A 26,162-nucleotide genomic window follows, 5' to 3' on the forward strand; every position below is an offset into this window, starting at 1 on the left:
CGTCGCCTGTGGAAAGCCGGCGCCCCCGCCTCAGGCGCGTTCGAGCCGCTCGATCCGCGCGACCAGACCGGCCCGCTTCGGCGACCGCGGTGGCAGCATCGACAGGCACAACCGGAGCACCCCGTCGTCGTCGCGGCCCTCCAGGGTCTCGGCATAGGCCAGCAGCACGTCGACGCCCGCCTCGGCCATCAGCGCTTCGCGCAGAGCCGACCGCACCGACTCGCGCACCTCGACGACTCCCGGCGCCTCCGAGTCCGGCAGCACCGGACCGGCATAAGCGGCGAGGGCGACGCGATGCGCCCCCCGGTCGAGCAGCGACAGCATGTGCTGCGCGTCCGTCTCGAGACCATCGGGGAGGCGGTAGGGCCGGGATGCCGGCACCAGACGCGGCGCGACCGGGACCAGCGCGCGGCGCAGGCGCACCATCTCGGGGCGGAGCGTCTCGACGGCCGCGTGGCCGTAGACGGCCTCACTCAGCGCCTCAGCCGACAGTCCCTCCCGGTGCACCGCGAGCAGCAGCAGGATCTCGGCGTGGCGCGCGCTGAGCTCCAGTGTCGACCCGCCGGCCTCGAGCAGCGCACGGTCGCGGCCGAGGATGCGCAGCAGCGCCCGCGACGGCGTCGAGCGCTTGGGGGGAGGAGCCTGCTGCGCGCGCAATCGGGCGACGAGAAGTTCGCTCTCGATGGCCCGGGCCGTGGCATCCACGAGCAACTGCGCCTGCGGGGTGACGGCCTCGGGTCCTCCCGTGACGTCGATGACGCCGAGGAGCCGCCGCGTCTCCGGATCGTGGACGGGCGCCGCGGTGCACGACCACGGCTGGACGAGACGGTTGAAGTGCTCGGCTCCGCGGATCTGCACCGACCTGTCGAGGGTCAACGCGGTTCCCGGGGCCGAGGTGCCCACGGCATCCTCCGCCCAGTTCGCTCCCGCGACGAAGCCCATGTCACCCGTGAGCGATCGGATGTGACGGTCGCCCTCCACCCACAGCAGGCGACCCGCCGCATCGCCGACGGCCACCACGACTCCGGACTCCTCAGCCGTTCCGGGCAGGAGCAGGGCGCGGACCATGTCCATGACCCCGGCGAGAGGGTGGGCCCGTCGGTAGGTGTCGAGTTCTTCGCTGGCGAGGTCGAGCGAGGGGAGTCCCTCCGGACCGACGAGGGATGCCAGCGACCGCCGCCACGATTCCTGCACGAGAGGACGCACGTCGGCGAGCCGACGGTCCTCATTGCCGGCGAGGAGTTCATCGTGGGCGCGCGCGATCAGCAGCCCCGACGTCTCGGGGGAGATCGCGGGACGCGACCACGGTGAAGGCACGGAACTCCCATCGACGGTGACGGCAAGTGCGACAAGTGTAGGTCGGGCGGCAGCCCGTGAGGGAGGGTTCGCTGCGGTCTCGCAGGTGGGCGGTCACGGTGCATCGCACCACGAGACGATGCGCGCCCGATCGAGCGACACCGCACCGGGCGCCAGCACATGCGGCACGCCGTGGAACCACGCTCCGCTTACCCGCCGACGCGCGCACTCCTCGAGCCACCTCCGGTTCGAGGCGGTCGTCTCGAGGGCGGTGCGGTGAGTCCGACGATCGAAGGGCCGCACCTCGCGGGGGTCGATCGGGTCGCCGGTCGCCGTGCGGGTGCGATCCAGGAGCACCGTGCCCTCGGGCAGGTCCGCGGCCGGGATCGCCCAGAACTCCATCGCGGCCCGGTCCCGACCGGTGATCTCGCGCCACGCACGCCAGATCGCGTGCGGATGCACGGGGGAGAGGAACACCACTTCCGTCCACGTCCGATCCATGCCCGGAACCGCCGTGTCACGCAGCCGGCGACGCTCGGGGGTGTCCTCGTACTTCTCCATCGCGGCGCGATGGGCCTCGGCATCCACCACCGCCAGATCGCTTGCGGGCAGCAGGGACGAGGTGCCGGGAGCCAGGCGGACACGGGCGTGGAAAACGGCATCCATCGCCCCACTCTGCCGGTGAGAACGGTTCCCGATCAGCGGAAAACGCCGTCAACCCCGCCGTCGACGCGGGAGGGTCGAGGCAGCGTGAATGGACCGAGAGAAAGGGATGCCATGAAGGCAGTGCAGTATCGCGAGATCGGCAAGGGCCCCGAGGTGGTCGACATCGAGGAGCCCCACGCGGGTCCGGGCCAGGTGCGACTGAAGGTCACGGCCGCGGGGCTGTGCCACTCGGACTGGTTCGTGATGGACCTTCCGGAGGACCAGTACACCTACGGCCTGCCGCTCACGCTCGGCCACGAGGGGGCCGGCATCGTCGACGAGCTCGGCGAAGGCGTCGACGGCGTGAACATCGGCGAGGCCTACGCGATCTACGGGCCGTGGGGGTGCGGTCGCTGTCACGCGTGCGCCCAGGGCGCCGAGAACTACTGCCCGTACGCGGCCGAGATGGGGATCACCCCTCCGGGACTCGGCAGCCCGGGTGCCATGGCCGAGTACGTCATCGTCGACGACCCGCGACACCTCGCGCCGCTCGGCGACCTCGATCCCGTCGAGACCGTCTCACTGACCGACGCGGGGCTGACGCCGTATCACGCGATCGTCGCGGCCAAGGAGAAGCTGTATCCCGGGGCGACCGCCGTCGTGATCGGCGTCGGCGGCCTCGGTCACGTGGGGGTGCAGATCCTCCGCGCCATCACGCAGGCGACGGTGATCGCGGTCGACCTCGGCGACGACAAGCTCGCCCTCGCGCGCGAGGTGGGCGCGCACCACGCGGTCACCTCCGACGAGCACGCCGCCGACCGTATCCGCGAGCTGACGAACGGCCTCGGCGCCACCGCGGTCTTCGACTTCGTGGGCGTGCAGCCGACCATCGATCTCGCCCGTGCCGTCGCCGGTCTCGACAGCTTCATCCACATCGTCGGCATCGGAGGCGGCATCCTCCCCGCCGGCTTCTTCTCCACGCCGATGGGCGCGGCCGTGCGTGCGCCGTACTGGGGCACCCGCAGCGAGCTCATCGAGGTGCTCGATCTCGCGCGCAGCGGCGCGGTGGGTGTGCACGTGGAGCGCTACGGCTTCGACGGCGCCGTCGAGGCGTACGCGAAGCTGCACAAGGGACAGGTGCGCGGCCGGGCGGTCGTGGTTCCCTGACAGAAACGTCGAGGGGGTGGCATCCGGTCCAGGGATGCCACCCCCTCGACGTTCGCGGGTCTCAGCCCCGCACCGCCCACCACTCCCGCAGGCGCTTCTCGGCCTCGTCCTCGCCGAGCACTCCCTCGTCGAGACGCAGGTCGAGCAGGAAGCGGTACGCCTCACCCACCTCGCGACCGGGTCCGAGCCCGAGAATCTGCTGGATCTGGTTGCCGTCGAGCTCGGGGCGGATCGCATCGATCTGCTCCTGCTCGCGCAGCGCGGCGATGCGAGCCTCGATGTCGTCGTAGGCGGATGCCAGGCGCTGGGCCTTGCGCTTGTTGCGCGTGGTCACGTCGGCCCGCGTGAGGATGTGCAGACGTTCCAGCTCGTCGCCGGCGTCGCGCACGTACCGCCGGACCGCGGCATCCGTCCACGCGCCCTCGGCGTAGCCGAAGAACCGCAGGTGCAGCTCGACCAGGCGCGAGACGACCGTCGTGGTCGCGGCGTCGAAACGCAGCGCCTGGAGGCGTTTACGGGCCATGCGCGCGCCCTTGAGGTCGTGGTGGTGGAAGGTGACACCACCTCCGGCCTCGAGACGCCGGGTGGCGGGCTTGCCGATGTCGTGCAGCAGGGCCGCCAGGCGCAGCGGCACGTCGGGAGCGGCATCCGGGTGACGCTTCTTCTCGAGCGCGATGGCCTGGCGCAGCACCGTGAGGGAGTGCTCGTAGACGTCTTTGTGGTGGTGGTGCTCGTCGACCTCGAGGCGGAGGGCCGGGACCTCGGGCAGGAACTCCTCGATGAGCCCGGTCTCGACGAGCACGCGGATCCCCCGCACGGGATCGTCGGTCTGCAGCAGCCGCACGAGCTCGGCCTGCACCCGTTCCGGGCTGACGATCGACAGAGACGCGCGCAGCTCATGGACGGCGTCGAGCGTCGCGGGATCGACCGCGAACTCGAGCTGAGACGAGAAGCGGGCCGCGCGCAGCATGCGCAGCGGGTCGTCGCCGAAGCTCACGGCCGGATCGATCGGCGTGCGGAGGCGGCCGGCGAGGAGGTCTTCGACCCCGCCCGTCGGGTCGACGAGGGTGCGGGCGGGTACGCGCAGCGCCATGGCGTTGACCGTGAAGTCGCGGCGGCTGAGGTCGGCCTCGAGGGTGTCGCCGAACTCCACCGTGGGCTTGCGGGTGACGCCGTCGTAGCTGTCGGCGCGGAACGTCGTGATCTCGACCTGCTCGCCCTTGACGCGTGCGCCGATCGTTCCGAAGGCACGACCGACGTCCCATTGCACCGAGGAGATGGGCTTGATCAGCGCGAGGATCTCGTCGGGGCGAGCGTCGGTCGTGAAGTCGAAGTCATGGGTGAGGCGCCCCAGGAGAGCGTCGCGGACCGGGCCGCCCACGATCGCCAGGTCACGGCCCGCGCCGGCGAAGGCGTCGGCGACCGCGGAGACGACGGGATGCGCGGCGAGCTCCTCGAGGCGCGCGAGACCCTCGGCCATGTTCAGCATGCCTTCGAGCCTAACCGGGGGCTCCGACGGCTCTCAGCGGGCTGAGCATGACGACGACATCCGTGCGCCCGCGGCGGGGACGGCGCTCGGAGAACCGCCGCGGATCAGTCCTCGAACGACAGGAAGCCGGTCACCAGCAGCTCGCGCACGCGGGGGAGGAGATCCGCGCGGAGGTGCGCGGCATCCACCTCCATCAGCTGGGCGATCGCGTCGACGAGGGTCCCCACGGGCAGGTCGCCGTCGCACGCGCCGACGAGCGCGGCCAGAGCCGGATCGACCTCGATCGTCCGAGCGAAGCCGCCGCCCTGCCGCAGCTCGATGACCGAGGGATCGCCCTCACCGGGCCGATGGTGGCGGGCCTCGGTGACGTCGGGCGCGACGCGCAGCAGGCTGTCGGCGAGGTCGTCGTCGTCGAGCAGCGCGGCACGATCGTGCGCGGCGAGGCAGTCCGCGAGATGCGGTCCGAATCCCGCCTCGCCGCCGCCCGCCACGCGTTCGTAGCGCGCGAGCGTCGGGCCACCGGCGAGCGGCCGGCGCACCAGCACGTACCCGAACCCGACCCCGGTCACTCCACGTCGCGCGAAGTCGTCGAGCCAGGCCTCGATGAGGCGGGCGTAGGCGGGGGTTCCGGGCACGGTCCCCCCGTCGCGAACCCACAGCTCCGCATACGCCAGCGGATCCAGCACCTCGCGCTCGATCACCCAGGCATCGAGCCCGTCGCCGACCCATCCGCGCACGCGGTCGAGCCCCGACTCGCCCTCGTGGTACTCCCAGTTGCCGAGCGACTGCGCCACACCGCCCGGCGACAGATGCGCCCCGACCTCGCGGACCACGGTGGCCACGAGAGCGTCGCCCTCCATGCCTCCGTCGCGGTATTCGTACGCGGGAACCCCCTCGACGCGCGGGGTGATGACGAAGGGAGGATTGGATGCCACCCGGTCGAACGTCTCGTCAGCCACCGGCTCGAAGAGCGAGCCGAGCCGCGTCTCGATGCCGTCCACGCCGTTCAGCAGGGCGTTGAGTCGGGTGAAACGCAGCGCGCGCACGGAGATGTCGGTCGCGACGACGCGGTCCACCAGCCGCCGCAGACGCAGGGCCTGGATGCCGCAGCCCGTGCCCAGGTCGAGCGCGGTGCCGCCGCGGCGCGTGATCTGCAGCCGGGCGAGGGTCTGCGACGCCCCGCCGACCCCCAGCACATGGTCCTCGGGGAGGGGACCGCCGAGGGCCGCCTCGTCGAGATCGCTCGCGATCCACCACTCCACCTCGCCCGCGTCGTCGGCGAAAGCCTGCGGTCGCACGAGCACCGCGGGTCGCGCGTCATCGCCGGTCAGGGTCAGCAGGCCCAACGCCTCGGCTCCCTCGACACCGAGTGCGGGCAGCGCCGCGGCGACCTTCCTCCGCGCAACCGCGAGGCCCAGACCCCACAGGCGCCCCAGAACTGCGAGAGCGTCGTCGCGAGCGCCGAGTGCGCGCTCCGCCGGCCCGCGCAGCCCCCGGGCCACGGCGTCATCCGCCTGCTCGCCCCATGCTTCCCGCAGGGCGGCGCTGGAGTAACCCGCCGCGCGAAGGTCGGAGGCGAGCGCGTCGCAGAGCTGGGAATCGGGTTCAGGGAGCACCGGTCCATTCAACCGTCTGCGCGAGGCTATCGGCGGGCGTGAAGGGACGCGTCCTAGACTCGACGCGGTAGGAGGCCCCCTCCTGCACCGACGCTCGTATGACCGTGACTTCCCCGCCTTCGGGCTCACCCGTGCCACGGCGCCCTCGCACGCGCCGGCTGCTGGCGACCCTCGCGGCGTTCGCCGTGGTCCTGGGCGTCGCGCTCCCGGCCTCGACCGCCGTCGCCGACACCACCCCGTCTCCCTCCTCATCGGCCACCCCGGCGACCCTGTCCGCAGCGCCCGCCGCGAACGGCATCCTCCGATCCGGCGACGCTCTGTCGGTCGTCACGACCCTCACCGCGGGTTCCTCGAGCGCCGTCTCCACGCCTGTCGCCCTGGGGATCGGTCGCGACCCGCTCGCCGACGACGCGGCCCTCGAGCGCTGGCTCAGCGGCGATGCGACCGGAGTGAGCGTCCAGCAGGTCGCGACCGGGTCGGTGGATGCCGCTCCCGCCGGCGCGCAGAGCACCACCACCCTCGCGGTGGCGGCGACCGATGCGGCTCTGGCGGGTCGTGCCGCGGGCGTCTACCCCGTGCAGGTGACCGCCGCGAGCGTCGGCCTCTCGGCCGCGAGCGTGATCGTCGTCCCCGCCGACACCGGCGCCCAGACGCCCATCGCCCTCGTCGTCCCCATCACCGCCGCCCCCCTCACCCGGGGCCTGCTGACGGCGAATGAGCTCGCCGAGCTCACCGCCGTCGACGGCGCACTCTCAGCGCAGCTCGACGCGGTCGACGGCACGGGGGCGACCCTGGCGATCGACCCCGCGATCCCGGCCGCGATCCGCGTGCTGGGCTCATCCGCCCCACCCACCGCGGTGGCCTGGCTGCAGCGGCTGCTCGGCCTGCCGAACGACCGCTTCGCCCTGCAGTTCGGCGACTCCGATGTCGCCGCGCAGCTGCGCGCCGGCCTGTCCGCTCCGCTCAGTCCGACATCGCTGCAGACGTACATGGCCGCCGCCGACTTCACCCAGCCGGCCCCGGCCGTCTCGGCCGTCTCCACCCCCGACCCCTCACCGGCGTCGACGCCGGGGCAGCCGACGTACCCCTCGATCGCGACACTGCTCGACATCGGCACCGCGACGGCGAACGTGTACTGGCCGTCCACCGGTTCCGCCGGCTCGGACACCGTCGCGGCGCTCGGAGCCCTCGGCACCGCCGACGACCCCGCTCACGTGCTCGTGCCGTCGACGAGCGTGGCCGGGGGCGCGCGTCAGGCCGCCGCATCCGTCGGGGGAGTATCGACGCCCGTGTACGACGCCGAGGTGTCGCGCGCCCTCGCCGACGCCGCGGGACAGAATGACGCCACGCTGCGCGGCTCCTCGCTCGCAGCCGCCCAGGGATACCTGGCCATGGCCCGCGCCGCGACCGGCGAACAGCCCGTCCTCGCCGTCCTGGACCGCGGGACGGATCGCTCGCGCGTGAGTCTGCGCGCCACCCTCGGGCTCATCGCCACCGCGCCGGGGTTCGCCGGCTCGCGCCTGGCGACCCTCGCGGAGCTGCCGGCATCCGAGATCGCCCTCACCGAGCCCGCGGTCGATGACGCGCGGGTGAGCGAGGTGAGCGCCCTGCTCGACGACGAGCAGGTCGTCGACCGCTTCGCCACGATCCTCGATCAGCCCGAACTGCTCACCGGCCGCGAGCGCGCCGAGGTCCTGCAGGTCACGAACATCTCCTGGACGGGGGATGCCGCCCGCAAGGCCGTCTCCGACCATCGCGCCGCGACGTCCACGACGCTCGACTCGGTCGGCATCCTGTCCTCCGACTTCCGCCTCGTCAGCTCGAGTGCGCCGCTGCGCCCCTGGGTGCGCAACGACCTCCCCTGGCCGGTCACGGTGGTCCTGTCGGTACGCCCCGACGACGCGCGCCTGCGCGTGCAGGACCACACCACCGTCGACGCACAGGCCTCGGCGAACACCCGTGTCGAGGTACCGGTCGAGGCGCGCATCGCCAACGGCGAGGTCGGCGTCGACCTGCAGCTGTTCAGCCCCACCGGCGAGCCGATCGGACAGCCGCAGGCCGTCGACGTCGAGGTGCGCGCCGAGTGGGAGAGCATCGGCCTCATCGCCATCATCGTGCTGGTGGTGGCGTTCTTGAGTCTCGGCGTGGTCCGCACCGTCGCGCGCCGTCGTCGCGCCGCAGCTGCGCCACCCGAAGAAGACCACGACGCCGTCGACGGGGTGGGGAACAAGGATCCGGATGCCGACGGGCGCGGCGACGCCGATCCCGACGACGCGGATCCCTCCGACATCGACCCCCACGACGGCGACCCCGAGGGCGCCGATCCGGACGCCCCCGCCGGTGACACCGACGACACCGACATCGAGCAGGAGACACGCCCGTGAGCAGTATCGGACGGGCGAGCGTGCTCATCGGGGCGGGCACCATCGTGTCCCGGCTGAGTGGTCTGTTGCGCCAGGTCGTGCTCGTCGCGATCGTCGGTTCGGTCCAGAGCTATGCCGGCGACGCGTTCGGTCTGGCCAACTCCCTGCCGAACGCGATCTACGCGATCATCTCGACGGGCGTCTTGACCGCGGTCATCGTGCCGCAGATCGTCAAAGCCGCGTCCCACTCCGACGGCGGACGCGCGTTCATCTCGAAGCTGTTCACCCTCGGCACCGTCATCCTCCTGATCGCCACGGCCCTGGCGATGATCGCCGCTCCGTGGATCGTCGCGCTGTACACGCCCGCGAGCGCGGCTCCCGATCAGATCGCCCTCGCCACGGCCTTCGCGTACTGGTGCCTTCCGCAGATCTTCTTCTACGGTCTGTATTCGCTGCTCGGTGAGGTTCTCAACGCGCGCAAGGTCTTCGGGCCGTACACGTGGGCGCCCATCGTCAACAACGTCGTCTCGCTCGTCGGTTTCGGCGTCTTTCTGCTGATCTTCGGGGGACCGAACACGGCCGTCGATCAGTGGACGCCCGCCATGATCGCGCTCCTCGGCGGGGTCGCGACCGGCGGCATCGTGCTGCAGACGATCGTCCTGCTCGTGTTCTGGAGACGCGCGGGTCTGCAGTTGCGGCCCGACTTCCAGTGGCGCGGTGTGGGCCTGCGACACATCGGCCGGCTGGCCGGGTGGACGTTCCTCATGGTCATCATCGGCCAGCTCGCGGGGATCGTGCAGAGCCGCGTCCTCTTCGAGGCATCCGGGAACGGTCCCGCCGTCCTCGCCTCGCAGAACGCGTGGCTGGTGTTCATGCTCCCGTACTCGCTCATCGTGCTGTCGATCGGTACCCCCTACTTCACGCAGCTGAGCGAGCACGCCGCGGCCGGTCGTGACGACCGCGTGCGCGACGACATCATCCGCAGCATCCGGGTGCTCGGGCTCTTCATCGTCGCCGCCACGGCGGCACTGGTCGCGGCATCCGTTCCCGCCTCGCGCATCTTCACCAACGACTCGCGCGAGGCCGTCGCCGCGGCTCCGGTCCTCCTGTGCTTCCTGGTGTGTCTTCTGCCCCTCGCCGTGCTGTTCGTGATCCAGCGCACCTTCTACGCCTACAACGACACGCGGACGCCGTTCTTCTTCACGCTCGTGCAGGGCGTCCTGGTCGCGGTGACCGCCCTCGGCGCGGGCTGGGCTCTGGATGCCGGCCTCCTCCCGGTCGCCGAACTCGCGGCCGCGGTCGCTCTCGGCCAGTCGCTGTCGAGCCTCGTCCAGGTGATCATCGCGACCGCGATCCTCAACCGTCGGCTCGGGGGCATCGGCATCCGTGAATGGCTTCTGCCCCTCTTCCGCTTCATCCTGGTCGGCATCCCGGCCGGTGCGGCGGGGTGGGGAGTCGTCCTGCTCTGCGGCGGTCCCGAGGGCTGGCTCTCCGCGGATCGTCTGACGGGTGCCCTCGGCTCGGCGCTCGTCGGGGGAGTCGTCCTCGTCGTGTACCTCGGCATCCTGGCCCTCTTCCGCACTCCCGAACTCGCCCCGGCGCTCGCGCTCGGTCGGCGGTTCCTCCCCGAGCGCTAGCCCCCGCCCCCGGAATACCCCAGGGCTAGCATGGGTTTCATCCGGCGGAATCAACGAAGGGAACGCGCTACCGTGCGTCACGTCATCATCATCGGATCCGGCCCGGCCGGCTACACGGCTGCGATCTACGCGGCCCGCGCCAACCTCGAGCCCCTCGTCGTCGCAAGCTCGGTCGAAGCCGGCGGCGACCTCATGAACACCACCGAGGTCGAGAACTTCCCCGGCTTCCCCGACGGCATCCAGGGTCCTGACCTCATGGCCAAGATGCAGGCGCAGGCAGAGCGCTTCGGTGCGCAGGTGCTCTACGACGACGTCGTCTCGCTCGAGCTCGACGGACCGGTCAAGAAGGTCACGCTCGGCAGCGGGAAGGTGGAGGAGGCCGTCTCGGTCATCTACGCCACGGGGTCGGCCTACCGCAAGCTCGGCCTCGAGGGCGAAGACCGCCTGTCCGGCCGTGGCGTGTCCTGGTGCGCCACCTGCGACGGGTTCTTCTTCCGCGACCGCACGATCGCCGTGGTCGGCGGTGGCGACTCCGCGATGGAAGAGGCGAACTTCCTCACGAAGTTCGCGTCGAAGGTCTACGTCATCCACCGCAAGGACTCGCTGCGGGCGTCGAAGATCATGCAGGAGCGCGCCTTCGCGAACCCCAAGATCGAGTTCATCTGGAACAGCGCGGTCGACGAGATCCTCGGCGACGAAGCTGTGAACGGCGTTCGCCTGCGCTCCACCATCGACGACACCACGCGCGAGTTGCCCCTCGACGGACTGTTCGTCGCGATCGGCAACGACCCGCGTACTCACCTCGTGCACGACAAGCTGCAGCTCACCGACCAGGGCACCATCTGGGTCGACGGTCGCTCGTCGCGCACGTCGGTCGAGGGCGTTTTCGCCGCCGGTGACGTCATCGACCCGACGTACCGCCAGGCCATCACGGCTGCCGGAAGCGGCACGGTGGCTGCTCTCGACGTGGAGCACTTCCTCGCCGCTCGCGGGGAGGCCGGCGAGCCCGCCGTCGCCGAGAGCCCGATCGAGGGCCTCCCCGACGCCGCCGTGGTCTGAGGAACAAAAACGCACTCACCTGCGTTTTCACACACTGACGATCTCATCTAAGGAGAAATCACATGACCGCCAAGGCGACGACCTCCGCGACCTTCGAGCAGGACGTCCTGCAGGCCGACGGACCCGTTCTCGTGGACTTCTGGGCTGAGTGGTGCGGACCGTGTCGCATGGTCGCGCCCGTGCTCGACGAAATCCAGAGCGAGAACGCTGACAAGATCACCGTCCTCAAGCTCAACGTCGACGAGAACCCCGACCTCGCGATGAAGTACCAGATCACCTCGATCCCCGCGATGAAGGTCTTCCACGGCGGTGAGGTCAAGACGACCATCATCGGCGCGAAGCCGAAGTACGCGCTCGAGCAGGACCTGGCCCCGTTCATCGGCTGAGTCCCTCTTCGCACGACGAGAGCCCCGGCACTTGGGTGTCAGGGCTCTCGTCGTCTCCGCACTCCTGTGGTGCTTTTCGTGAGGCCCGGATGCCGCCTGTCGGCGCGTGTGGGCATATGGACCACACGATGACCGGCGAGACGCCGCTCGCGCCCGAGCCGCTCGCGAGTGCTCGCGCGGCATGATCGATCAGGGGGAGTCGGACGCCGTGACGTCCGGATGCCGTGCTCCGCACGTCTTCTCGATCGCGACTGGACCGTCGGGAGCGCGGCCGGTCGAATCAGGACGTGCGGGGAGGCCGTTGTCGGCGCCGGGACCGTAGCTCCCTCGGCTCGGTCACATGCGATGCGCGTGACCACGAGGCTCAACGATCCGGGGGGCCCGTCGGAGTCATCAGAGGCGTGTCGAGCCCGGCGTCATCTCCGCGGCCTCGGCCCCACCCATCAGACGACGGACGTGCCGAGGGCGTCCCGTCCGTCGCCGTTCGCAACGGCGTGTGCGGCGTTCAGGACGCGTCGAGACGCACCGACGCGTCCCAGCGTCGGTGCGGCTCTTCGTCGCCCAGAATGCGCCACACAGCGCGCGTGAGGGCGGGGTAGTCGAGAGCGATCTGGCGCAGCACACGGTAGTTGCGCGCCTTGTTGGGGCGGACGCCCCCGTTCTCGGCGATGTTCTCGGCTCGCAGAGTCAAGACGACGAGTTCATCGACGCTGGGCAGGTCTTCCATGAAGTCCCACGGGTCTTCGCCACCGCGCAGGCGCTCGTGAATCAGCACCGCCAGTTCGTCGGACGCCTCGGCGCGCAGAAGCTCGAGGCTGGCGCGACGGCGCAGGTTCTCATCGTTCGCGGTCACCATTCCAGCGTACGTTGCACCGCCGACATCAGGGCCCGGGGCCGTTCGCTCCCCGCGGATGCACGGCGAGGATCAGCCGGTGTAGCTTTCCTCGCCGAGTGCCGCAAGAATTCGGTTGAGGTCTTGAATGCTCGCGAAATCAATGCTGATCTGGCCTTTTTTAGCGCTCAGCGAGACACGCACTTTCGTGTCGAGTCGGTCACCGAGACGATCGGCGACGTCGTCGAGTCCTGAACGGCGCGATCCGGCGGTCGGCTTCTGGCGGACCGGGGCGACACCGGGCATCTTGGCGGCCGCCTCGGCGGCACGCACCGACAGATCCTCGTTCACGATCTTGTCGGCGAGCTTCTGCATCTCTTTGGCGTCGTCGAGGGAGAGGATCGCGCGAGCATGGCCCGCGCTCAGAACTCCCGCCGCAACTCGCTGCTGCACCGGGACCGGCAGCTTCAGAAGTCGGATGGTGTTGCTGATCTGTGGGCGGGAGCGCCCGATACGCGTCGCGAGCTCCTCCTGAGTGATCCCGAAGTCCTCGAGGAGCTGCTGATACGCGGAGGCTTCTTCGAGGGGATTGAGCTGCGAACGGTGCAGGTTCTCGAGAAGCGCGTCGCGCAACAGGTATTCGTCGTCCGTCTCACGCACGACAGCGGGGATCGTCTCCAAGCCGGCTTCGCGCGAGGCTCGCGTGCGTCGCTCGCCCATGATGAGTTCGTAGGTACCGTCACCCTTGTCACGGACTACGACGGGCTGGAGAACCCCGAACTCACGAACGGAGTGGATGAGCTCGGCGAGATCATCGGGATCGAAGTGCGTTCGTGGCTGACGAGGATTCGGGACGATCGACTTCGGATCGATGTGCACGAGCCGCGCGCCGGGGACGGAGACGAGGGTGTCCTCAGCAGCACCATTGTTCGCGGAGGAGTCGTTCTGCGTGGTCGCGTTCCCCTCGGGGAAGAACACATCGACAGGGCGCGCCTCCGAGGGTTCCGCCGTGGGGATGAGGGCGCCGATGCCGCGACCCAGTCCGGTCCTCTTCGCCATCAGGAACCCTTCTTCGTGGTGTCTCGTGCGACGATCTCCACCGCTGCTTCGCGGTAGGCGATGGCGCCCGCTGACTGGCCATCGTACGCGATGACCGTCTGCCCGAAGCTCGGTGCCTCAGAGACACGGACAGAACGTGGGATGACCGTGTCGAGCACCTCGCTGGTGAAGTGCGAGCGGACTTCCTCGGCCACCTGCTGGGCCAGGCGAGTGCGCCCGTCGTACATGGTCAACAGGATCGTCGAAACGTGGAGCGTCGGATTCAGGTGTTTCTGAATCATCTGCACACTACCCAGAAGCTGGCTCAGACCCTCCAGCGCGTAGTACTCGCATTGAATGGGGATCATCACCTCGTCCGCTGCAGTGAAGGCGTTGATCGTCAGCAGGCCGAGGGAGGGCGGGCAGTCGATGATGACGAAGTCGAGATGGTTGTCCTCGATCGCCAAGTAGTCCCGCAGGGCGCCGCGCAACCTGTGCTCGCGCGCTACCTGAGAAACGAGCTCGATCTCCGCTCCGGCAAGATGAATGGTGCTCGGAGCACAAAGTAGGTTCGGCGACTCCGGACTCGTCTGAATGATGTCAGCGAGGGGGAACTCGTCGATCAGGACGTCGTAGATGCTGGGGGTGTCGGCGGTGTGTGCGACACCCAGCGCTGTCGACGCATTTCCTTGAGGATCCAGGTCGATGACGAGAACGCGGGCTCCGACGGATGCCAAAGCCGCGGCGACATTGACGGCGGTGGTCGTCTTACCGACGCCGCCCTTCTGATTCGACACGGTGAACACGCGCGTGCGGCCCGAGAGCTCCACCTTCGCGGCCTCTAGCGCGCGACGACGAGCAGACAGATCGGCGATCTCGCGAGCGATGGGGGAGTCGTCGAGTGAGAAGGACGACGCGGGCGCCTCATCGGACTGTTTCACGTGAAACACACCTCTCCGTCACGAACTTGCCCAGTCTACCCGCGCGATATGCGCTGCACGATGACTTATGGACGTGGCGAGGCTCGGCGGTTCGGGAGTTGAGGTGGCGGCGAGAACGTCCGCTCAGCCCCACGGTGCATGAGCGGCGCCGACTGCTTGTCTCCGTGTGGACGCCAGGCGCGACGTGCCTACTGGGTGCGTCGTTCAGCCTCCCGACACCGCCGCGTCCACGTACCTGACAAGGACCACACAGACGATGGACCGACACGGTAAGGCGCGATGACTCCGGCGCGGCCCCGTCGTCAATCGACGCCCGTCGTCAATCGACGCCCGTCGTCATTCGACGAGCATCGACTCCAGTACCGATAAGCACCCCACGGCGCGGTGATCGCGATGAGCCGTTATCGGGCTCAGCGGAAACGGACGGTCTGGTGGCGTCTCGTGAGACCGACGCGCGTTTGCTTGCCGGACGACTTCGACCGCACCTCTCTCACCGGTTGCCGGAAGGGAGGTTGCCCACTGCGCTGAAACGCGTGGCGTGAACGGTCGACACGAGACTCAGGCGCTACACGCTGGAGGGGCCGCACACGGGGCGCTCCGCCTCAGTCGGCGACACTGCAAGACCACTCCTGCACGTCGACGATCAATCCGGCTCGTGCCACTATTGCGGGCGTGGGCTCGAGTACCTCCCCTTCAGAACGGCGGTTTGTTGGTACAGCCTGCACGCCTAACTGCGCCACAGACAGAAAGTCGGTGGGTGGAGCACCAATTCACCGGAGGTTTACGCCGTGATCGATGCACCCACCCACGCTCCGAGCATGTCTTTCCGCGGAGCTGTAGTTTTCACCGAGAGGCGACGGTTCACGGTAGGGGAGTCTGGATGCGATCACTCGTCAAACCCGGACGGATCATCACTACGCCTAAATGATCCGGCATACCTGTGATCGCGTCTGGTCCGCCACGGCGCCCGAGCACGTGGAAGATCTGTGTGAGCATCTCTGGGGATACGACCCGCCCTCTACGTAGCCGACGACGAGGTTGAGAAGGCGGCGCAAGCTCCCTTGATCGGAGACGGTGTGATGCAGAGATGTTTCACGTGAAACGTTGGCACGAGCGACGAAGTCGCCGCTAACCGCGCGGCATGGCTTGTCGACATCTCACCTCGCCACTCCCACTTCAGGATCGACGAGCAGGTCACGAACCGAGCTGGATTTGTGCGTCACCACCCGGTGCACTCCGGTGCGATGTTTCACGTGAAACGCGCTGGGGTAGCGGGCGCCCGCGCGTCTGGTCGTCTTCTGGAGAGAGTCATCGGCTGGCGCACGTGGTAGGCCTCTCAAGGGTCTTGCTCGACGCGATCCGCCGCCACTACGTTTTCGCCCGTCCGTGCACGCCAGGTGTATTGGTGTGCTATCGACCGATCGAGGATTCTTGTCTCACACCACTGCACTGACTGAGCGCAGCACGCCGGTGTGAAGCATGCCGATGAAATTGTCCGGGTCCTTACCCTGGTGGGGTCTCTTCGCCCTCATCCTGTTCCGCGAGCTGCGACTGTCGCAGCGGCTAACCATTGCCCAATGCCACCAAGCCGCAAAGCTGGTGGAGTCCATAGGAAGGGGGGGTTCCCCCCATCGGTGGACGGTGAGCAAGGCAGCCGACGCCACATGAGTGACACCTCGCGCGCGCGTAACCCGCCCACATGAAGCTGGCGGCCCAGCGCGCGCCGCCCGCCCCCCGGGTCCAGAGATGCAGGATTCAGCCAACACTTAAGGGGAGCGAACGAATTGCTCACCCGGCTCGACGGCGGCACTTTAGCAGCCGCCGGACATGGCCCCACCTACCGTCACAGCGCGGAACGTGACCGTTGACGCGCTGGCCTCGCGGTTCCGACATTCCGTCAGCCAAGCTCGCGCGTCGACACAGAGATGACGATGAGACATCTGCGCGAACGGCGTCCACTGTGTCCGTGGCCTCTCATTCATCCGTCATCCCTGACCTCTCACCGCGGCAGAAACGCCACACCGGCCGCCATCGTGGCGAACCCGCGGCCACGACTTCGCCTTGTGCCTCGAAACGCCGCCCTGAGGGAGACCACGCAGGTCACCGACGCACCTCCAAACCGCTCGTGTCCGGGTTCCGTCCTCCCGCGCGCGCCACGGTCGCGCGTCTCACCTCGACGAAGCGGCGAGACGGGAGACTACCCGGGTGGGGCCTACTGACGTCCCACTCCGACCCATATCGGGTCTGTCGTGTGATGCGGGTCTCACCCCTCCGAGACTCTCGACGATCCCGTGAGGGCGGCTTTCAGGCTCGTCCTATCTCGTCGATGCTGCCGCAGCCTGAGCGCCGCCGTACCGCGGGCGGCATCGTGTACCCATTGGACCAGCTCACTGTCTCCATGTCCCCGAGGTTGGCGCACCCGCCGCGAACTTCGCACTCACGGAATCGTCCGACCCTCCGGCAGCACAGATTCAGCGGCCTACCCTCACCGGCACGCACCCCTCACACTGGCGCATCCACGTCCGTCCGCGTGCGGTCTCCAGCCGGACAACCCTTGCACCGATACTCGTTGAGTGACGAGTGTCAAGGTCGGGGGAGAGCGACCATGTTTCACATGGAACGCTGCGCGACAGCCACGGCGCACGGTCACGTCATCCGGCGGGACTTAGGCGCGATCCGAGGGTCGGTCCGGGCGATACGACTCTCCATGGGCCCTCGTGGGGACGACCGGCAACCAGCACTCGCCCCGCCCTGGTCGCATGCTCGTGGTCGAGCCGGCGGCGCATGAACGTTTGAAGCGGATCGAGGGGAGTCGCGGAGGGGTCGGTTCAACGAGCCTGAGTGAAGGGTCGATCTCTGGTGCTCCACCTCGCAACAGCTCCGGATCGACACCGAAGGAATCCCGCGCACGCGCCGGTGGGGAGCCTTCACGCGACAGACTCGCTCCCACGCACGCCGAACAACGAGGTTGTAGCGCGGCCTCGCCCGACTTGTATTTTCCAGTCCATCGACACGGGACGTATGGCCAGCTCGGGTGGGGAAACGCACGCTGTTTCACGTGAAACATTCCGGAGGTGACTCTAGAAATCCGAATTGCCACGTCATCGGCCTCAAGGTGACTACCGTGAGCTGACCAGATAGTCACCCGCTGTCCGGCTATGGGGACGGAGCATATCGAGAATTTCGGACGTCGAACGTCTCGGACCACCACCTCATCGCATCTGCGACCACCGAATCTCTGGCACCTTCGACGCAGCAGTGTGTCAGCTCTCCCTCCTGCGTCTTGCGCCATCGTCAGGCGTGGGGCGGAGGGAAGACAAAACTGTTGAGGCGGAACGGGCGCACCCCGTCCGCGAACTCCCATCGACCTCAGGCCCATCCCGACCGATTCGACCGCAGCGCTGGGCGCAGCGATTCCGTCGTCGAGGCGTCCAGCGGGCGGCCCGATCGCCCGCCCTGCGCCCTAGCCTTGAAGCGGCACAGCGGGCCAGCAGATAGCCCGGAGATGGCTAGCACCTCGTCAACCTCGTACGTCGCGCCGCACCTCTGAACAGTCGCGTCTATCCGGGGTTGCGCCGATCCAGCCGCACGGGCGCTTCGCTCATGATCGCGTCACGAGGCCCCCACGGAATCCCACCGACAAGCCACGACATCCGATGCCGCTGGAAAGCCCGGAAATCACCACCCGCAATCATCCTGGGAGGCCACCCACGGCCCGTTGGGGAACCAACACACGCGGGGGAGGAGCGGTCGGCCGCCAGCACGATCTAACGGCCAATCGACGGAGCGAGCCACGATCCCCGCCGACGTCCCGGGAACGGGTCTCGGCACCGAGTCTCGGCACGGCGTCTCGGCGACCCCTCCCGCGCTCCGTTGCCGGCGGAACTCCAAAGCGATGATCTGGCGGACGTGCGGCGGCGCGTTCGTTCTCGCCCGTATGTCGCGTGAGAGCTCCACGTCGGAGCTCGCCACCACACACCGCAGGCCGATGCCGAATCTTCTCTCTTTCGTCCCGGCGCGAAGCACTGCACTGCGTGGAGGTGAGGGGAAACCCCCCAGCAAAGCAGGGACTGGGTCTCCTCATTCAGGGGTGTCACGTGTCACACAGCTCGAGGGCATCCGGGGAAAGCGTGGCGTAAGGCGGGCGGAATCCCACCGGAACCTGCCCCGCATGCCGCGGACCGCAAAGCACAAAGCGCCCCGCCGCTCCGTCATCACGCCTCACCACCGGCAACGTGCAGGGGGCAACCCCCGGTTGCAGACCGTTCGATGGAGATCGTCGCGACCTCGCTCGGCTGCCGAACCAAACCCGTCGCCGCGTGACATCCGGCCTCACGAGGTGAGTGAAAGCCCGAGAACCGGCACGACTCAACGCACGGTCGACATCGGCCCCACGCTCCGGCCCACCACAGCTTCTGTTTCACGTGAAACGGCCCGTCTCTCGAAGACGGACAGAAATTGATTGACGCGCCATACCGGGGGAGATCGGGAGTCACGCCCAGGCCCAGTTCCTGCGCGCCGCCGGCCCAACGTTCAGTTCTCGGGTGCCGAGCTGACCTCGAATCAAAGCACCCTGAGTGTGAATGCCAGCACTTCTCTTCCTCACCGCGCGCCGAGCACAGTCCGCTGTCATGACGGAACCGAAGTCTTCACGGCAGTGAACAAGAGCTTGAAGCTGGCCCCCTCTTGTTCACTCCTCGATGGTGCCCGGCGCAGTGCCTCGACCGATAGCCACCGAGGTCCTCGTTCCGGCTACGCAGGCGAAGCCGGACGATCCGCGGCGGGGGAGTAGCCATGTGCCCACACTTGATCAAGATCCCTCTCGGCCGCCTAGGGCGAAGCACCTGCGGTAGGCCGCGGCTCCGGCGAGCAAACGCCCGACCGGTCAGACCTTCCTCGCTCGACGCAGACGATCGAACAACCCGCTCGGAGTGGGTCACGCGGTCAGGGACCCGACGCCCGGCCAGCGTGTGGGCGCGCGATCCCTCGACAAGCGCCACCGGTCCACGTTCGGACACGTGCGGCTTTTAACGCGACCGCCCACAACAGACAAGCCGGCACACTCGCAGAACCCGTACTCCGCCTGCACCCCTCACGGCCGGCGTCTGGACCGATGTGACGATCATCGGAACGTCGACAGATTGAGGTTCAACTGGTCGAAGTCCGTATGAGACACGACACCACTCAGGCCCAACAAGAGGGAGCGACAAACCCTACGTCAGACGAAAGGCAATATAACTGACCCACTAAATTCCTGATCAGAAGCGTTTTTTTGAATTATGAGCTTCTCAGTGCGACACGGTCGCCACGAATACCCGCGTCGGCTCGTCGAGCACGCCCTCCCCGACCACCTCAATCGACACGTCCTCCAGCCCGAACTTCCGCACCTGCTTCGACGCCGCTTCCAGCTCCGCACTGACGTTGGCGCCCTTGAGAAATACCAGACGTCCCTGAGGTCGAACGAGCGGCGCGGTGAAGGGGAGCAGGGTACGAAGAGCGCTCACCGCGCGAGCGGTGGCGACATCGAAGACACGACCGCCGGTCCACTCCTCGCCGCGCATCCGTTCCACGGTGACGTTTGAGAGGGACAGCTCATCGACCTGCTCGGACAGCCATGCCGTACGGCGTTCCATGGGCTCGATCAGGGTCCACGCGACGTCCGGTCGGGCGATCGCCAGCACCAGCCCGGGAAGACCCGCCCCCGAACCCACGTCGACGGCCCGACCGTGGAAGTAGGGCGCCGCGATCGCGCTGTTCAGGATATGACGTGTCCACAGGCGAGGGACCTCGAGTGGACCGATCAACCCGCGCTCTTCGCCGTGCCGCGCGAGGTTCTGAGTGAACCGCCGAGCACGCTCGATGTTCTCGCCGAAGATCGACGCGGCGACGGCCGGCTCGTTCTCGAGCTGATCCGGCATGTCCGGCCTCAGCCGCGGCGCAGCACGGTGTGACGATCGGCTCCCTCGCCGAACGACTCCGACGAATACCCGCGGTCCGCGGCGATGTCGTGCACGAGCTTGCGCTCATAGCTCGACATCGCCGGCAGCGACGCCTGCGACGCACCCTCGTCCAACCGCGCGATCGCACGGTCCACCAGGGTCTCGAGCTGGCGCTGCCGCGCGTCACGAGATCCTCCGATGTCGAGGATGAGCCGCGAGAAGCGACCCGTCGAGTTCTGCACGGCCAGTCGGGTCAGCTCCTGCAGCGCCTGGACCGTGTCGGGGTGGGACAGGCTCGCGAGCGCGGCGGTGTCCTCCGCCTCAACGGAGACGTAGGCGCGACCGGCCCGGACATCCATGGCCAGATCGCCGTCGATGTCGGCGATGTCGAGAAGACCCTCGAGGTAGTCGGCGGCGATATCGCCTTCCTGCTCGAGCTGCTCCTCGGTGGCGGCGGTCTGGTCGGGGGCGATCTGATCGGACGTCGTCATCGTGATCTCCGGATGTCAGGAAGCGGGGGAGGAGCCGGGGCTGCCGGCGGGTCCACCCGCGGCACCGGTGTTCTTGGCGGACTGCTGCTTCTTCGCACGCTGCTTGCCCACGGGCTGCTGGCGCTTCGGAGCTGCGGCGCGGGCGCGCTCGGCCTCCTCGAGGAGACGCTGCTGTTCCGCCTCGTACTTCTCGATCGGGACGACCTTGCCGGAGGAATCGATCGCCTTGCCCTTGCGGGCCAGGCGCTCTTCGCGGGCCTTGGCGGCGTCCGAGCCCGGCGTGGGCATCTCGCGGATGACGACGAACTGCTGCACCATCGTCCACAGGTTGCTGACGAACCAGTAGATGACGACGCCGAGCGGGAAGAAGACACCCGAGAAGATGAAGGCCAGCGGCAGGATGTAGAGCATGATCTTCTGCATCTGGTACGCCTGACCGGTCTTGGCCTCGGGCGACAGGTTCTTCGAGATGATCTGCAGCTGGGTGAAGAACTGCGAGCCGATCATGAGCACGACCAACGTCAGAAGGATCGCGACGGTGACCTGTCCATCGGGCTGGCTCCACGCGGTGACCAGGTTCACGTGCATGGATGCCACATCGAACAGACGCGCGTCGTAGAACTCGGTCGTGAGTTCGGGGGTGAGCAGCCCCACACCGCCGACACCGCTCGCTGCGTGCTTCGACACGTCGTTGAGCACGCTGAACAGGGCGAAGAAGATCGGCATCTGCACCAGCAGCGGCAGGCAGCTGGACACGGGGGTCGTGCCGTGCTTCTTGTAGAGCGCCATCGTCTCGCGGCTCATCGCCTCACGCGAGAGCTGGTCGCGCTTGCCCCGGTACTTCTCCTGCACCTTGCGGAGCTCGGGAGCGATCTCCATCATCTTGCGCTGGCTCTTGATCTGCTTGACGAAGAGCGGGATGAGCGCCGCGCGGACGATCAGCACCAGGCCGATGATCGACAGCACCCATGTCAGACCGGCCGCCGGCGGCATGCCGAGGGCCGTGAACAGCGCGTGCCAGCCCACCAGCACGAGCTCGACCGCCCATTTCAGCGGCCAGAGGATGGTCCCAATGAGATCGAATTGCACGATCAGTCCTTTCGGGCGGGCACGACGAATCCGTGCCGAGTGAGTTCGTGGCGGAAGGCCCGGTGAGGACGGACGTCGTCGATGCCACCCTGAGCCCAGGGATGACACCGTGCGAGACGGGCCGCGGTGAACGCGATGCCCTTCACGAGTCCGTGCTGCTGCACGGCGCCCACCGAATAGGCGGAGCAGGACGGGTAGTACTTGCACACGTCGCCGTAGACGTGCGAGATCGTCGAGCGATAGGCGTGCAGAAGCGCGAGCCCCGCGTTACGCGGAAGGAGCGGAACGGATGCCAGGACGGCATCCACTCGGAAACGACCGGACCCCGTAGAGGACGTCGGGAGTGTCGAAGCGCTCATGCTGACGCTTTTCGTTCGAGGCACCTCACCACGTCGGCGCGAAGAGTCGCGTAGTCGATCGTGGCGGCGGAGGGAAGTGCACGGATGACGATCGAGGCGCCCCCGCGGATGGACGGGAGCGCCTCGGCGCACACCGCCTTGAGACGGCGGCGGATGGTGTTGCGGGTGACAGCGGAGCCGACCTGTCGGCTCACGATGAAGCCGAAGCGAGGCGATTCGGTCTCGGCCGACGAGCCGACGTAGGTGATCGTGTGCGCTCCGGCACAACGAGAACCCCGTCGGACTGTGGCTTTGTAGTCCGATCCGCGGGTGAGTCGGTTCGGCTTCGCGAGCACCGGGTCTGTCAGGCCGAGAGCTCGGTACGGCCCTTGGCGCGACGCGCCGAAAGGATGCTGCGGCCGGCACGCGTACGCATGCGGGCGCGGAAGCCGTGCTTCTTGGCGCGGCGGCGGTTGTTGGGCTGGAAGGTGCGCTTGCTCATGGGTCACTCCGGAGGTGGTGTCGCCCGATGCTCTTCTGCCGGGGACGGGGTCGGGACTGCCGTATAGGCATAAGTCAACCGACTAAGGCTACGTCGCGCGCGCCGTTAACTCAAACCGGGCGGCCGACCGCCTATTATCCCCAGGCGTTGTCCACAAGCATGGCAAAGACACGCGGCCGGGTCCTACAGTGGATTTTGCTCCGCGAGAGCCGCGAACTAGCGTGGCCCCGGAAGTTATCCACAGGTTCGGCGCGACACGTCGATCGCCCGTCGCGTCTAGATCCCGGAGGGGATATGTCTCTGCACGAAGTACCGGATGTTCCCGTCTGGTCGGCCGTGCTGGACCATCTTCTCACCGACGACCGCGTCACCCCGCAGCTCCACGGCTTCCTCAACCTCGCGGTGCCCCAGGGAGTGATGGGCGGGACGCTGTACCTCGATGTCCCCAACGACCTGACCGCGGCTCAGTTCAACAAGCGCATGCGGGCACCGATCATGGAGGCCCTCGCGCAGGTCCAGGGAGAAGACCCCGCGGTCGGCACCTTCCGGGTGGTCGTGAACCCCGATCTCGTCGAGAATCCGCGGCCGTCCACCGCGCCAACGCCCGCCGCGTCGGATCGCTCCTCGGCAGCGACGGCGACCCACTCATCGTCGGTCGAGCAGACTCCGGAACCCATCGTCCCGGCCTCGCGCAACGACACGCGGCTGAATCCGAAGTACACCTTCGACAACTTCGTGATCGGTCAGTCCAACCGATTCGCGCACGCCGCCGCCGTCGCGGTCGCCGAGGCTCCGGCCAAGGCCTACAACCCCCTCTTCATCTACGGAGATTCCGGCCTCGGGAAGACGCACCTCCTCCACGCCATCGGCGACTACGCCGCGAGCATGTACGCGGGCATCCGCGTGCGTTACGTCTCGAGCGAGGAGTTCACGAACGACTTCATCAACTCGATCGCCAATAACCGGGGATCGGCCTTCCAAGCGCGATATCGCGACGTCGACATCCTGCTGATCGACGACATCCAGTTCCTGCAGGGTCGCGCCGAGACGCAGGAAGCGTTCTTCCACACGTTCAACACGCTGCACGATCACGACAAGCAGGTCGTCATCACCAGCGACCTCCCCCCGAAGCAACTGACCGGCTTCGAAGACCGCATGCGAAGCCGCTTCGAGTGGGGCCTCATCACCGACGTCCAGGCACCCGACCTCGAGACGCGCATCGCGATCCTCCGTAAGAAGGCCCAGAGCGAACGACTGCTGATCCCCGACGACGTCCTCGAGTACATCGCCACGGTCGTCTCGTCGAACATCCGCGAACTCGAGGGCGCCCTCATCCGCGTCTCGGCGTTCGCGAGTCTGAACCGATCGACCCTCGACATGTCGCTGGCGCAGACGGTGCTGCGCGACATCATCGACCAGGACGACGCCAACGTGATCTCGCCGACCGACATCATCACGGCGACCGCGCAGTACTTCAAGCTGTCGGTCGACGATCTGTACGGCTCGAGCAGATCGCAGGCCGTCGCGACCGCGCGACAGATCGCGATGTATCTCTGCCGGGAGCGGACCAGCCTGTCGTTGCCGAAGATCGGGCAGCTTTTCGGCAACCGGGACCACACCACGGTGATGTACGCCTACAAGAAGATCAGCGACCTGATGAAGGAACGTCGTTCGATCTTCAACCAGGTCTCCGAGATCACCAGCCAACTCGGGCGCATGCGCTGAGCGCCCGTTTGCGAGAGGGGCCCGTCCGAGGTTTTCGGACGGGCCCCTCGGTCGTTTTCGGGCGTCAGCGAGCCGCGAAACGCCGTCGACCGATATCTTTCAGCCGGTTCTACACAGTGTGGAAAACCTGTGGATAACTCCGATTTGCTGCGGATGAGATGTGCACGAACGCGTTAACACTGTGGATGACGAGGGGATGCCGGCATCCTCGGCCTCTGTTAAGTGCCCAGGGTCTCCGCAACGCGTCCACAGTTAACAGACCGCGCGATCCCTTGTGTTAACACGCGTGTCGGAAGTTATCCACAGTCTCCACAGCGGTTAACAAGATGAAGATCCTTTATCCGAGTTAAGAGAGATTCGATGACCTTGCCGTGCAAGCGGCGCACGACGGGCGCAGCCGGAGCAGGGCACTAGCATGGGTAAGCCATACCCGCCGTCAAGGGAGCGCCCGTGAAGTTCCACGTCAATCGCGATGTGTTCAGCGAAGCCGTCTCGTTCGTGGTCAAGCTCCTGCCTCAGCGCAATCCGCAGCCGATCCTGGCCGGCGTGCTGATCGAGGCGGGCGAGCAGGGGCTCACCCTTGCCGCCTTCGACTACGAGGCTTCGGCGCGCACCACCATCGAGGCCACCGTCGACGAGCCGGGCACGATCCTCGTCCACGGCCGCCTCCTCAGCGACATCGCCAGCCGTCTCCCGAACGCCCCGATCCAGATCGCCGTCGACGACGACGGCGGCATCCTGCTCACCTGCGGATCGGCCCGGTTCACCCTGGCATCCATGCCGGTGCAGGAATACCCCGCCATTCCCGAGGTGACGGGCGAGTCGGGTCTCGTGCCCGCAGACGAGTTCGCCACCGCGATCGCACAGGTCGCCTTCGCCGCCTCCCGTGACGACGTCACCCCCGTGCTCACCGGCGTCCAGCTCGAGGTCACCGGAACGCAGCTCAGTCTGGTCGCGACCGATCGCTACCGCGTCGCCCTCCGCGAGATCCCGTGGGATGGCGGGGCTGCGGCCTCCGACGAGCCGACGTCGGCTCTCGTTCCTGCCCGCACCCTGCAGGAGGTCGGCAAGACCTTCGCGCACGGCGGCGACATCTCGATCGCATTCTCGGGCTCGGGAGACCGCGAGATCATCGCGTTCTCGTCGGGCAACAAGACCGTGACGTCGTTGCTCATCAAGGGCAACTTCCCGCCCGTGCGCCGGCTCTTCCCGGCGCAGACCGAGCACCACAGCGTCGTGAACACCGCCGAGCTGGCCGAGGCGGTCCGTCGTGTCGCGCTCGTGCTCGACCGGTCGGCGCCGCTGCGCTTCACCTTCGGTTCCGAGGGCGTGTCGATGGATGCGTCGGGGACCGAGCAGGCGCGCGCGACGGAGTCCGTCGACGCCACGCTGGTGGGCGACGAGGTGACCCTCGGCCTGAACCCGCAGTACCTGCTCGAGTCCCTCGGCGCGGTGCGCAGCGAATTCACTCGCATCACGTTCACCTCGAGCGACAACGCCAACAAGCTCAGTCCTGTGCTCGTCACCCCCCAGACCTCGGTCGAGAAGGGCGGCGAGGGGTCGTTCAAGTACCTCCTGCAGCCGAACCTGCTGCTGCGCTGACGTCGGC

At 67.9% G+C, this 26,162-nt stretch carries 20 protein-coding genes; 7 read left to right on the forward strand and 13 right to left on the reverse strand.

Annotation, left to right across the window (positions count from 1 at the left end; translation table 11 throughout):
- Positions 1–30: 30 nt before the first annotated feature.
- Positions 31–1,317 carry a GAF domain-containing protein gene (locus AB0N80_RS02345; protein WP_363388364.1) on the reverse strand — a complete coding sequence of 429 codons (1,287 nt, stop codon included), beginning with the start codon at positions 1,315–1,317 and terminating at the stop codon, positions 31–33.
- Positions 1,318–1,410: 93 nt separating this feature from the next.
- Positions 1,411–1,962: a hypothetical protein gene (locus AB0N80_RS02350; RefSeq protein WP_363577351.1), complete on the reverse strand. Its 552-nt coding sequence runs from the start codon at positions 1,960–1,962 to the stop codon at positions 1,411–1,413.
- A 111-nt stretch (positions 1,963–2,073) separates the two neighbouring features.
- On the opposite strand from AB0N80_RS02350, the gene AB0N80_RS02355 reads away from it, so the two are divergent.
- Complete coding sequence (locus AB0N80_RS02355; RefSeq protein ID WP_363388361.1) at positions 2,074–3,108, forward strand: NAD(P)-dependent alcohol dehydrogenase; 1,035 nt, start codon at positions 2,074–2,076, stop codon at positions 3,106–3,108.
- Positions 3,109–3,169: 61 nt separating this feature from the next.
- Here the strand turns inward: AB0N80_RS02355 and AB0N80_RS02360 are convergent, their stop codons facing one another.
- Together AB0N80_RS02360 and AB0N80_RS02365 are read right to left on the reverse strand one after the other, a co-directional pair.
- Entirely contained in the window at positions 3,170–4,597 is a 1,428-nt protein-coding gene (locus AB0N80_RS02360) for a CCA tRNA nucleotidyltransferase (protein ID WP_363577353.1), read from the reverse strand.
- A gap of 104 nt (positions 4,598–4,701) precedes the next feature.
- The gene (locus AB0N80_RS02365; RefSeq protein WP_363577355.1) at positions 4,702–6,213 is read right to left on the reverse strand and encodes a methyltransferase; all 1,512 of its coding nucleotides are present in this window, start codon (positions 6,211–6,213) and stop codon (positions 4,702–4,704) included.
- Between the two features lie 131 nt (positions 6,214–6,344).
- On the opposite strand from AB0N80_RS02365, the gene AB0N80_RS02370 reads away from it, so the two are divergent.
- From AB0N80_RS02370 to trxA, 4 genes are all read left to right on the forward strand, one after another.
- On the forward strand, positions 6,345–8,597 hold the full coding sequence (locus AB0N80_RS02370; protein ID WP_363577357.1) for a DUF6049 family protein: 2,253 nt from the start codon (positions 6,345–6,347) through the stop codon (positions 8,595–8,597).
- The gene (gene murJ / locus AB0N80_RS02375; protein WP_315994134.1) at positions 8,594–10,213 is read left to right on the forward strand and encodes a murein biosynthesis integral membrane protein MurJ; all 1,620 of its coding nucleotides are present in this window, start codon (positions 8,594–8,596) and stop codon (positions 10,211–10,213) included. Before AB0N80_RS02370 ends, murJ begins: the two co-directional genes overlap by 4 nt.
- A gap of 72 nt (positions 10,214–10,285) precedes the next feature.
- On the forward strand, positions 10,286–11,272 hold the full coding sequence (gene trxB, locus AB0N80_RS02380) for a thioredoxin-disulfide reductase (protein ID WP_363388344.1): 987 nt from the start codon (positions 10,286–10,288) through the stop codon (positions 11,270–11,272).
- A gap of 62 nt (positions 11,273–11,334) precedes the next feature.
- Positions 11,335–11,658 carry a thioredoxin gene (trxA, locus tag AB0N80_RS02385; RefSeq protein ID WP_315994132.1) on the forward strand — a complete coding sequence of 108 codons (324 nt, stop codon included), beginning with the start codon at positions 11,335–11,337 and terminating at the stop codon, positions 11,656–11,658.
- 505 nt (positions 11,659–12,163) lie between these two features.
- On the opposite strand, the gene AB0N80_RS02390 is transcribed toward trxA, so the two are convergent.
- From AB0N80_RS02390 to rpmH, 9 genes are all read right to left on the reverse strand, one after another.
- Positions 12,164–12,514 carry a tryptophan synthase subunit alpha gene (locus AB0N80_RS02390; RefSeq protein WP_315994131.1) on the reverse strand — a complete coding sequence of 117 codons (351 nt, stop codon included), beginning with the start codon at positions 12,512–12,514 and terminating at the stop codon, positions 12,164–12,166.
- 69 nt (positions 12,515–12,583) lie between these two features.
- On the reverse strand, positions 12,584–13,549 hold the full coding sequence (locus AB0N80_RS02395; RefSeq protein WP_315994130.1) for a ParB/RepB/Spo0J family partition protein: 966 nt from the start codon (positions 13,547–13,549) through the stop codon (positions 12,584–12,586).
- Positions 13,549–14,469: an AAA family ATPase gene (locus tag AB0N80_RS02400; protein ID WP_315994129.1), complete on the reverse strand. Its 921-nt coding sequence runs from the start codon at positions 14,467–14,469 to the stop codon at positions 13,549–13,551. Before AB0N80_RS02400 ends, AB0N80_RS02395 begins: the two co-directional genes overlap by 1 nt.
- Before the next feature lie 5,288 nt (positions 14,470–19,757).
- Positions 19,758–20,387: a 16S rRNA (guanine(527)-N(7))-methyltransferase RsmG gene (gene rsmG / locus AB0N80_RS02405; protein ID WP_363577361.1), complete on the reverse strand. Its 630-nt coding sequence runs from the start codon at positions 20,385–20,387 to the stop codon at positions 19,758–19,760.
- An 8-nt stretch (positions 20,388–20,395) separates the two neighbouring features.
- Positions 20,396–20,899, reverse strand: a complete 504-nt coding sequence (locus AB0N80_RS02410) for a R3H domain-containing nucleic acid-binding protein (RefSeq protein ID WP_315994127.1) — start codon at positions 20,897–20,899, stop codon at positions 20,396–20,398.
- Positions 20,900–20,914: 15 nt separating this feature from the next.
- Positions 20,915–21,988, reverse strand: a complete 1,074-nt coding sequence (gene yidC / locus AB0N80_RS02415; protein WP_315994126.1) for a membrane protein insertase YidC — start codon at positions 21,986–21,988, stop codon at positions 20,915–20,917.
- A 2-nt stretch (positions 21,989–21,990) separates the two neighbouring features.
- The gene (yidD, locus tag AB0N80_RS02420; RefSeq protein ID WP_315994125.1) at positions 21,991–22,347 is read right to left on the reverse strand and encodes a membrane protein insertion efficiency factor YidD; all 357 of its coding nucleotides are present in this window, start codon (positions 22,345–22,347) and stop codon (positions 21,991–21,993) included.
- The gene (gene rnpA, locus AB0N80_RS02425; RefSeq protein WP_315994124.1) at positions 22,344–22,682 is read right to left on the reverse strand and encodes a ribonuclease P protein component; all 339 of its coding nucleotides are present in this window, start codon (positions 22,680–22,682) and stop codon (positions 22,344–22,346) included. The genes yidD and rnpA overlap by 4 nt, the downstream gene beginning before the upstream one ends.
- Before the next feature lie 8 nt (positions 22,683–22,690).
- Positions 22,691–22,828: a 50S ribosomal protein L34 gene (gene rpmH / locus AB0N80_RS02430; protein WP_005054680.1), complete on the reverse strand. Its 138-nt coding sequence runs from the start codon at positions 22,826–22,828 to the stop codon at positions 22,691–22,693.
- A 294-nt stretch (positions 22,829–23,122) separates the two neighbouring features.
- Here rpmH and dnaA point away from each other — a divergent pair, with 294 nt between their 5' ends.
- Together dnaA and dnaN are read left to right on the forward strand one after the other, a co-directional pair.
- Entirely contained in the window at positions 23,123–24,553 is a 1,431-nt protein-coding gene (gene dnaA, locus AB0N80_RS02435; RefSeq protein WP_363577363.1) for a chromosomal replication initiator protein DnaA, read from the forward strand.
- Between the two features lie 450 nt (positions 24,554–25,003).
- Positions 25,004–26,155 (forward strand): DNA polymerase III subunit beta, encoded by a 1,152-nt coding sequence (dnaN, locus tag AB0N80_RS02440; protein WP_363577365.1) that lies wholly within the window; start codon positions 25,004–25,006, stop codon positions 26,153–26,155.
- The last annotated feature ends 7 nt before the right edge of the window (positions 26,156–26,162 follow it).

Origin of the sequence: Microbacterium sp. NPDC089188, assembly GCF_040685155.1 — a bacterium.
In the GTDB taxonomy this organism is placed as follows: Bacteria; Actinomycetota; Actinomycetes; order Actinomycetales; family Microbacteriaceae; genus Microbacterium; species Microbacterium galbum.